The sequence below is a fragment of the Synechococcus sp. R6-10 genome (assembly GCF_047461815.1).
GTDB lineage: Bacteria > Cyanobacteriota > Cyanobacteriia > Thermostichales > Thermostichaceae > Thermostichus.
The window spans coordinates 1-8686 of record NZ_JANSHW010000424.1 but is presented as its reverse complement, the minus strand read 5'-3'; the positions used below and the strand labels follow the sequence as shown (position 1 = coordinate 8686).

Below are 8686 nucleotides of genomic sequence, written 5' to 3'. Positions count from 1 at the left end.
CCCACCGAGTCGTAGAAGACAAAGGGGCGACCACGATTCAACTCCGATTCCCGCGTGGTGATATCCGACTCGTAGATGGTAAATCCCTGCGGGTAGGCCCCACTGGGGCGACCGATGATGCGCCGCGACTCGCGGATATAAGGGTACTTGGAGAGGCCGCTGGCAGTTCCCATGGGGGTATTGGGCCCCCGTAGGTAGGCATAGCGCAAGTAGAAGTCTTTTTGAAAGTTGGGATCCTCCTGTTGCAGGAGAAAATCCGTCCTTCCCGCCACCAGCCAGTAGAAAAAGCCCTTAGCATGCTGCTCAGCTCGCCGCAGGGCTTCCACCCGCAGGCCCCCCATCCAGCCGCCCGGCTGCAGTTGGCCTGAGGCCTGCAGTTGCTCGTGGGTAAGGATGAGGTTCATCTCCGGGCCGGTGATGCGCCAGTCGTTGCCCCAGGTCCAGTTCTGCATGGATTGATCCCCCACCCGGATGGCCTCTTCCCCAAAGCCAAACACCTGTCCCCGGATGCGGCGGTAGGTAAAGACCAGGCCAAAGTTAAAGCGCGGCTGTTCAAAGCTGTAGTAGGGACCGTGCAGTGGGTCATTGTAGAACTCGGGCTTGATGGGGACTTGGGGCACAGCAGAGCGCTCCAGGACAAAGGTGTAGGTGAAGCCCTGGGTACAGTAGGGATCCACGTAGGGCTTGGAGCTGGGTTCCCAGCGGCTTTGGCCATCGGTTCCCAGGCGGTAGGGCACCCGCGCCAAGGGCAGCAGCTCGCCGGTTTCAGTAGCGTCGATCACCACCCAGGGCAGGGTTTTGTCTTGGCGTTCTGGCGGCGGCTCAAAGCGCAGGATCTCCTTGTCCCAGTCCTCGGTGGGTTCTAGACGATAAAAATCGAGAAAGTAGCTGGAGAGATCCCCTCGATTCTCTGGCTGGACGCCGGCGTGTTTGGGGATGTTGCGGATGGCCTGCACGCTGCGGATTTGGTAATCCGCAATCTCCAAGTCTTTGACCACCGTCTCCGTAAATAGCCGCAACTGCCCCGACTGCAGATAGGGATCCAACATCTCCCGAATCACCTGGTGGCCCACCTGCGGGGAAAAGCAGAGCACGCTTACCCAGCACTTGCCGGGGTTGGGATCGCCGCCGTATTTTTCCCGTACCCGCCGGCGAAACTCGCTGTAGCCCCTGGGGAAGATGTCGTTTTCTCGCTGCAGGGGTCGCTCGTCCAAAGCCGAGACTCCCTGGGCGCTCACCTGCCCCCCAATCCAATCGCTGATCTCCGTCATGCACACCTGCCGGCCCAGTTGCAGCGCGTCATAGGCCGCCGCCACCCCCCCCAGCCCACCCCCCGCGATGAAAATCTCACAGGGGATCCGGGTTTCCGGCAAGGGCTGGGCCAGAGCCGCTCCGGCGCCCAGGATCCCTGCTCCCAAGGCTACCCTGCTCCACCCCGGAAGGTTAACCTGAAGTTTCATCGAATGAGCCTCTCCCCACCCACGCTCTGGCTTGGCCTTTTGGACTTTCCGGCAACCTCTATCATGGGAGAAAGCCTTGGGGATGCTCATGCCGGATTCCACCTTTGTCATCACCACCCCCATCTACTACGTCAACGCCGCTCCCCACATCGGCAGCGCCTACACCACCCTGGTGGCGGATGCCATCGCCCGTTACCATCGCCTGCGGGGCAAGGATGTGCTGATGGTGACGGGAACCGACGAGCACGGCCAGAAGATCCAGCGTACCGCCGAAGAACGGGGCGTTCCGCCGCAGCAGCACTGTGATGAGTTTTCTGCCGAGTTTGCGAAACTGTGGCACCTACTCCACATCCGCCACGACCGCTTCATCCGCACCACGGATCCCCGCCACAAGGCCATTGTGCGGGAGTTTTTTCAGCGGGTCTGGGATCAGGGGGATATTTTCGTTGGGCGGCAGCAGGGGTGGTACTGCGTTGCCTGCGAAGAGTTTAAAGACGAGGCGGAGCTGCTAGAAGGTGGGTTTTGCCCTCTGCACCCCACCAAGAAAGTGGAGTGGAAAGATGAAGAAAACTACTTTTTTCGCCTCTCCCGCTACCAGGAAAAGCTGGAAGCCCTGTATGCGGAGCACCCGGAGTTTATCCAACCAGAAAGCCGCCGCAATGAGGTGATTAACTTTGTCAAGCAGGGCCTGCGGGACTTTTCCATCTCTCGCCCTAGTGTCTCCTGGGGGATCCCCTTCCCGGCAGATCCCGGCCAAACCCTTTATGTTTGGTTTGATGCCCTCATCAACTACATCAGTGCCGCTCTGGATCCTGACGACGAGCCCACCTTGGCAAATGCCCTACGCCGCTACTGGCCTGCGGATGTGCACCTGGTGGGCAAGGACATCGTCCGCTTTCATGCCATCTACTGGCCGGCCATGCTCATGTCCGCAGGTCTGCCCCTGCCCAAGCAGGTGTTTGGCCACGGCTTTCTCACCAAAGATGGCCTCAAGATGAGCAAAAGCTTGGGGAACACGGTGGATCCCTTTGAGCTGGTGCAGCAATACGGCGCCGATGCCGTGCGCTACTACTTCCTGACGGAAATCGAGCTGGGCAAGGATGGCGATTTCAGCGAGGGCCGCTTCGTTGACGTGCTCAACGCCGATCTGGCCAACGACCTGGGCAATCTGCTCAACCGCACCCTCAACATGCTCAGGAAATATCAATCCGACTACCGCGTTCCCGCCGTCGGGATCCCTGCAGATCACCCCCTCAAAACCCTGGCCGAGCGCCTTGCCCCGGCAGTGGCCGACGCCTACGAGCGGCTGGATCCCAGCTCTGCTGCCCGCAAAGCCCTCAGCTTAGCCCAGGCCAGCAACAAATACCTTGATGAGCAGGCTCCTTGGACGCTGCACAAGCAAGGGCAAAACGAACGGGTGGCCCAGATCCTCTATGCCGTTCTGGAAAGCGTGCGCTGGGTGGCAGTGCTGCTCTCGCCCCTCATTCCCGCTCTCAGCCTCAAGATCCTGCAGCAACTGGGGTTCTCCCTCACCGACATCACGCAACTGCGCTGGGATCCCGATGCGACTTGGGGCCAGCTTCCCCCCGGGCAAGAGCCCCAGCCTCCTACGCCTGTCTTTCAGAAGATCCTGAGGAACGCCTAGGGATTGGCGATGTCCGGTCGGGAAGATTGGGCAGCGGCTTGGGATCCCTCTGGTGTGGCTCCGCCGGCAAAAGGGCGGTCACCTCCCAGGGGAAGTGTTGATGAAGCAGCGGAGAAAGAACGGTTGGATGGGTCGGATGGGCGCAGCCGCGGGTTGTGAATCGCGCCAGTGGTGGGGGGCACTTCGCCGGACAGCGTCTGCCAGGCTGCCCGTACCCCTGCCCAAAAGCTGCGGATATTGACTTGGGCGCCCTGGGCTTGGGTGCGTGCTCCTTCGATGGAGCGGTTGACCTGCTTCACCACCTGCCCGGCCCCTTTCACCCCTTCGTCGAGGCTGTCGGCAATCTCGCTCACTTCCAGGCTGGTCAGGCGCAGGGCTTCCAGTGTGGGCGGCAATTCCCGCAGCAGCGTGTCGAAAAAGCGCTCCACGCTCTGGGCAGCTCGACCCAGTTGAATGACGGCAGGTAGTAGGGTCAGGATCACTGCCAAAATGCCCACTGCTACCAGGCCTACCGAGAGGCCGAGCCAAAAGACCGGGTCGTTCATCCCGCCGCCTCCTCCCCATCCCGAGCTTCTAGGTCAGCTTCTTCCCCGCCAAAGGGACGCGAGTTCTGGGCTTGGAGCAGCTCCCTTCGCTTCTGCAACATGGCTTCTTTGCCCACCGCCACTGCCTGCTGCAGCCGCAGCAGAGCCTCATCCAAACTGCGTTGGGCAGCGTCGAACAACTTTTCCGATTGATATTGCAGACTGCTGGTCACATCTTCTGCCACCTCTGGCAGGGCCTCTGCCGATTTCTTCAGCAGTCGCCGCGTCTCCCGTCCGCTGCGGGGAGCCAAGAGCAGGCCGATGGCGGTGCCCACAGCAGTTCCCAGCAACAGCCCACCAATAAACGCGCCAGTCCGGTTTTCAGCCATGCTTTGCCAGAGTTGAGTTGGATACGGGTGGCCCCGAAACCAGACTACCTTAAGATCTCGCGGGATCGGCGGGCTTGCCGCGCGCCGGGTCAACTGTTCCTAGAGAATCCGCAGGGGATCCACATCCAGGCTGACGCGGATCCCTTGGGGGGGATGGCCAATGGCGGCCTGGATCTGCGCAGCCAGCTTCGGGCGATCCCAATCTTGGTCGGGCAGTTGCTTCAGCAGGATCTGCCAGCGGTAGCGTCCGGCAACCCGCTCCACCTGAGCTGGCCCCGGCCCCAACACCTCTGCCGGGATCCCCTGTAGGCGTTCGGCCACCCGATGGCAATAACGCTCCAGGGCTTCCAGGCGGGTGCTGCTCAAGCGGATCAAAATCAAAGCTCGGTGGGGAGGATAGCCCCCCTCTCGCCGTTGTTGCAGTTCTGCCCGCAAGAAGCCCTCGTAATCTTGGGCCAGCACCGCCCTCAAAATTGGGTGCTCCGGCAGATAGGTCTGGATAATCGCCTGTCCTGGCAGGGATCCCCGGCCCGAGCGCCCTGCCACCTGGGTGAGCAGTTGAAAGCTGCGCTCGCCGGCGCGATAGTCGGCTTGGTGCAACAGCCCATCGGCGGCCATCACGCCCACCAAGGTCACCTGGGGAATGTCCAACCCTTTGGTGAGCATTTGCGTGCCCACCAACACCTGGGCCTTGCCGCTGCGAAACTGCTCCAGCAAATCGCGATGGGATCCCTTGCGGCGGGTGGCGTCGCTGTCGTAGCGCAAAATCGAGAGCTGGGGCCAATGCTGGTGCAGCACTTCCACCACTTTTTGGGTGCCGGTGCCGAAGTGCTTCAGGTAGGGGGATCCACAGGCGGGGCAGCGCTGCGGATGGGGTTGGCGGGCGCCGCAGTAGTGGCAGCGCAGTTCCTGCCCGCCGAGATGGGCCAGATGAAAGGTGAGAGAAACATCACAATGCTCGCAGGTGAGGACAAACCCGCAGCTACGGCACAAGACGAAGGTGCTGTGGCCGCGGCGGGGGACAAAGAGAATGGCCTGTTCCCCTCTGTCCAGCGTCCGCTGCAGGGCCTGGTGTAGACGGCGGCTGAGGATGCTGCGGTTGCCGGCTTGGAGCTCCTGGCGCATGTCCACCAGCTCCAGTTGGGGCAGGGTGGCCGGGATCCCAGCTTGGGGGATGCGCTGCGGCAGGGCCAGCCGGATCCACCGCTGCGGATCCTGCAGATGGGCGGCATAGGTTTCCACCGCTGGGGTTGCACTGCCCAGGACCAGGGGACAACCGGCCAGCTCGGCCCGCCACTCGGCCACCTGACGGGCGTGGTAGCAGGGCTGGGGCTGATCCTGCTTGAAGCTGTCGTCGTGCTCTTCGTCCAAGACGATCAGGCCCAGCTTGGACAAGGGGGCAAACACCGCCGAGCGGGTGCCGATCACCACTTGGGGGGTGGAGGACAGCATCTGCCGCCAGGTGTCGTAGCGCTCGCCTTCCGAGAGGCCGCTGTGGTAGGCCCACACCTGGGATCCCAGCCGCGCCCGAAACCGATCCATCAGTTGCGGGGTAAGGCCGATCTCGGGCACCAGCACCAGCGCCGACCGTCCTTGCTGCAGCACCTGGGCGATCACCTGCAGGTACACTTCCGTTTTCCCAGAACCGGTGACCCCGTGCAGTAAAAACCGCTGGAACCGGCCCAAAGCTTGCCGGATCGCCTCTACCGCCTGGGCCTGGGCGGCCGTCAAGGGCCTGGGCGGATCCCGCCACCCCGGCAGGCTGGCATCTCCCAGCCGCAGCAGTGGGCGCTCGTAGAGGTGGACACGGCCTTTGCGGGCCAACCCCTGCAGAACCGCTCGGCTCACTCCTGCCAGGCGCTCCCACTCGGCGAGCAGCAGCTCTCCCCCCTTCTGCTTGAGGATCTGCAGCGCCTTCTGCTGAGGGAGGCTCAGCCCCTCTGGGGAGTCGTCGGCCAGACTGGCGGCCAGCTGGGTTTTCACCCTGCCCCCCTGTTGCTCCTGCCAAAAGCTCTCCACCCAACCCCGTCGCTGCAGTTCCCGCAGGGCGAGGGCGGCAGTGGGCACCTGCTGTTGCACATAGCGCCAAGACAGCTCTCCCCCTTTGGCCTGAAGCAGCTGCAGCAGGGTTTGGGCAGCCGGCGAACATTCCTCCCCTTCGGCAGGGAGCCTGAGCAAGCGGACACGCCGCTGAGAACGGCTGAGCAAGCCGGGGGGCAATACCGTGCGCACCACCTGGGCCAGAGGGGTGAGGTAATAGTCGGCCACCCGCTGCAGCAGGGGCCAGAATTCTTTGGGCAGGATCCCTTTGGCCACCACCGCCTCGATCTCCCGCACCGACTGCGGATCCACCCCTGCCGGCAGCTCGGAGCGCCAACCCAAGGCCACTGCCCCCGCCATTTGCTGACCAAAGGGTACGCTGAGCAGGTCGCCCGCTTCTGGCGCGGATCCCTCTGGCACACGATAGGTAAAGCAACCCCCCAAATGGGGATGATCCACCCACACTTCCAGCCAGCGGGGAGGCACAGGCTGCAACACGGGATCCCTCACGGACGGGGCAGAAACCTCGGCAGATCGACCGCCCGCTTGCTTGCCCGAGACGGTAGAGGTTGGGCCAGGGGCTGAATTGTAGGCTTGGCAGCAGGGGTTGGAGACAGAGCCTGGCCAAGGGACTCTGTTCGCGTGAGGGCGCTGGAGGTATCGGCCCGAGGTGGGACATCCAAGCCTTTGCGTTCCAAAGCCGCCTTCAAGCTCAGCACATGCATCTGCTGCTGCTCGTATTTTTCTCGGAGAGAGCGGTTTTCTTCCCACAGGGCAGCACGCTCCCCTTGCAGGGCTTTGATCTGCTCTGCTTGCTTCTCCAGTTGCGTGGACAAGGTTGCAATTTCTTCTTGCAGATGGAGAATGGTTGCCTGCGCAGAGCGCAACTGTGGCTGCCAGTCGGGTTGGGCGGCCAACTGCTCCAAGGCAGCCTGCAACTGCCGCTCCATGGCGGAGAGATGCTGCTGGGCTTGGGCGTACTGTTCCTGCAGATGGCGGTGCTCTTGCTGCCAACGGGTAACTTCCGCCTGGGCTTGAGAGAGGGCCACTTGCAGCGCTTCGGCCTGGGCCTGCCACTGCTGTTGAAGCTGTTGCTGCTCCCGGGATCCCTGGCGCAGATGCTCCTGCTGAGCTTGCAAAGCCGCCAATTGAGCTTGGGCTTCGGCCAGGGCTGCTTCTAGCTCTTGCCGTTGTTCCCGCCAGCGCTGCTCGGCCTCGGCTTCCGTCTCGGCATAGCCCGCCAAACGGGCCTCGAGGTGTTCCCGTTGCTCCTGCCAGGCTGCCTGTTGGTCGCTGTACAAAGCCCGCAGGCTGCTCAGCTCCGCCTGAGTTTCGGCAATTTGAGTGCGGGCCAGAGAAAGCTCTGCCTTAAAGCGTTGCAGCATTTCCACCCGCTTTTCCGCCACATCCTGGGCTTCCAGCAGAGAGGCCTGCAGCTCCTGCTGGCGCTGTTCCCATTGACGGCGCTCCTGAGCGTGGGCCAAGCGTAGCTGCTCAATCTGCTCCTGCAGGGCCTCGATATCCTGCCGCTGCCGTTCATTTAAGCGTTGCCGAGCAGCAAGCTGAGCTTCCTGATCCGAGATCTGGACTTTCTGAGCCGCCAAAGTCTGCTGCAACTGTTGCAAGAGATGCTCCCGCTCCTGCAGCGCCTTCTCTTGTTCGGCCACCTTCTGGTGCAAAGCCTGCAGTTGTTCCTGAAGAACTCGCCGCTCTTGGAGCTCGGCTTCGGCTTTGAGCAGACGGTTCTCCAATTCCTGGCGCTGCCTCAGGGCCAAATGGCGCTCCGTGCTGGGATCCGGTTCGGATGCTGAACAGCCCGCATGAGTCTCTGAAAGGATGGGATCCGAGTCACCTGAAGAGGGAGCACGCATAGATTGAAGGAGAGATGAAGAAGCGGGAGCAAATGATAAAGTTCCCTGCAGTATAGAGAGATTTTTGGGCGGGTTCAAGCCAGAAGGGTGATCTTGTAAAATCTCCTGCTGCTCCGCACGGCGCGGAGTGCTATCGGCCTGTTTTGGCCGCGCTCTTGCTTCTGAGGTTCCCAAATCCCCGGACTGGGCAGAAGGGCTTGGCTTACTTTTTTTCGGCCGCGAGGCCCGATCCCGACCGGAAGAGGTCTCCCCTTGCTTGGGCGTGCTCTGAGAGTCTGCCACCTTGCCCCCTTTCATCGCCCACAACACCCACCCCCGCCATCACGGACAGATGGCCCCACCATTCTAAACTGAGTCTAAATCTAAATCGACTCGGTCTCAATCCAAGCGTCTCTGCTGAGTGTAGAGGAGTCCCGCCCGTGCTCGGAGCTCCTGGCAGACGCAGGTCGGCCTCATCGTTGCAGGGGCAAATGCGAGGACTCGCTTCCACTGGCCCGAACAGGGCAGCCAGCGAGCCTGCGGAAAACCGTCTTATCTTTGTCCTTCATTTTGCGATACTGCTAGGGGTGATGTTGAGAATGACCGCACGATGGCGATGCAAAATGGAGCCAGGGATCCGCTTCAACTTCCTCAACAGCAGACGGGCTCGGCGGGATCCCAGTTGAACCTTGCCTGTTCTGCCCCCTGTGGCCTACTGTTGAGCCTGCTCTGGGCTGTCCCTGCTCTTGCTCAGCCAGAAGCTCCCAGCTCCGCTGCC

The 8686-nt window shown here is 62.1% G+C and carries 6 protein-coding genes; 1 reads left to right on the top strand and 5 read right to left on the bottom strand.

The window, feature by feature from the left end; genetic code table 11:
- Nucleotides 1–1460, bottom strand: a 1460-nt coding sequence (locus tag NW837_RS11625) for an FAD-dependent oxidoreductase (protein ID WP_414331673.1), incomplete at its 3' end; no start/stop codon positions are given.
- Between the two features lie 88 nt (nucleotides 1461–1548).
- Between NW837_RS11625 and metG the strand changes: the two genes are divergently transcribed.
- On the top strand, nucleotides 1549–3105 hold the full coding sequence (metG, locus tag NW837_RS11620; RefSeq protein WP_414331671.1) for a methionine--tRNA ligase: 1557 nt from the start codon (nucleotides 1549–1551) through the stop codon (nucleotides 3103–3105).
- Here metG and NW837_RS11615 read toward each other — a convergent pair.
- From NW837_RS11615 to NW837_RS11600, 4 genes are all read right to left on the bottom strand, one after another.
- A complete protein-coding gene (locus NW837_RS11615; RefSeq protein ID WP_011433807.1) occupies nucleotides 3102–3650 on the bottom strand; it encodes a hypothetical protein in 549 nt (182 codons plus the stop codon). The two genes, metG and NW837_RS11615, sit on opposite strands and share 4 nt — an antisense overlap.
- On the bottom strand, nucleotides 3647–4018 hold the full coding sequence (locus tag NW837_RS11610) for a YtxH domain-containing protein (RefSeq protein WP_011433806.1): 372 nt from the start codon (nucleotides 4016–4018) through the stop codon (nucleotides 3647–3649). Before NW837_RS11610 ends, NW837_RS11615 begins: the two co-directional genes overlap by 4 nt.
- Before the next feature lie 99 nt (nucleotides 4019–4117).
- Nucleotides 4118–6556, bottom strand: a complete 2439-nt coding sequence (priA, locus tag NW837_RS11605) for a primosomal protein N' (RefSeq protein ID WP_414331670.1) — start codon at nucleotides 6554–6556, stop codon at nucleotides 4118–4120.
- Between the two features lie 8 nt (nucleotides 6557–6564).
- Complete coding sequence (locus tag NW837_RS11600) at nucleotides 6565–7833, bottom strand: hypothetical protein (RefSeq protein ID WP_414331668.1); 1269 nt, start codon at nucleotides 7831–7833, stop codon at nucleotides 6565–6567.
- Nucleotides 7834–8686 lie beyond the last annotated feature (853 nt).

Coding starts and splice junctions, on each gene's coding strand:
- metG (WP_414331671.1), top strand. CDS start 1,549: ATGCCGGATTCCACCTTTGTCATCACCACCCCCATCTACTACGTCAAC.
- NW837_RS11615 (WP_011433807.1), bottom strand. CDS start 3,650: ATGAACGACCCGGTCTTTTGGCTCGGCCTCTCGGTAGGCCTGGTAGCA.
- NW837_RS11610 (WP_011433806.1), bottom strand. CDS start 4,018: ATGGCTGAAAACCGGACTGGCGCGTTTATTGGTGGGCTGTTGCTGGGA.